Source organism: Pseudoalteromonas sp. T1lg122, assembly GCF_002964825.1.
Lineage (GTDB): Bacteria > Pseudomonadota > Gammaproteobacteria > Enterobacterales > Alteromonadaceae > Pseudoalteromonas > Pseudoalteromonas gelatinilytica.
In genome coordinates this window covers 1-468 of sequence record NZ_PQCG01000035.1, presented here as the reverse complement: position 1 = coordinate 468, position 468 = coordinate 1, and the positions used below count along the sequence as shown (strand labels likewise).

Here is a 468-nt window from a genome sequence, read left to right as displayed (position 1 = left end):
AGAGCGGGTCATTAGCTCAGTTGGTAGAGCAGTGGACTTTTAATCCATTGGTCGATGGTTCAAGTCCATCATGACCCACCATTCTTTGAATGGTCTTATATCGGCGGATTGACGCATTTAATACCAGAGCGGGTCATTAGCTCAGTTGGTAGAGCAGTGGACTTTTAATCCATTGGTCGATGGTTCAAGTCCATCATGACCCACCATTCTTCGAATGGTCTTATATCGGCGGATTAACGCAATTAATACCAGAGCGGGTCATTAGCTCAGTTGGTAGAGCAGTGGACTTTTAATCCATTGGTCGATGGTTCAAGTCCATCATGACCCACCATTCTTTGAATGGTTCTATATCGGCGGATTTACGTAGCTTTTAATAAGCAGCAGAGCGGGTCATTAGCTCAGTTGGTAGAGCAGTGGACTTTTAATCCATTGGTCGATGGTTCAAGTCCATCATGACCCACCATTCTT

The 468-nt window shown here is 44.9% G+C and carries 4 tRNA genes; all 4 read left to right on the top strand.

What is annotated here, in order from left to right:
• Positions 1–5: 5 nt before the first annotated feature.
• A tRNA-Lys gene (locus C2M33_RS21045) sits at positions 6–81 on the top strand.
• A gap of 49 nt (positions 82–130) precedes the next feature.
• Positions 131–206, top strand: a tRNA-Lys gene (locus C2M33_RS21040).
• 49 nt (positions 207–255) lie between these two features.
• Positions 256–331, top strand: a tRNA-Lys gene (locus C2M33_RS21035).
• A gap of 56 nt (positions 332–387) precedes the next feature.
• A tRNA-Lys gene (locus C2M33_RS21030) sits at positions 388–463 on the top strand.
• Positions 464–468: the final 5 nt, after the last annotated feature.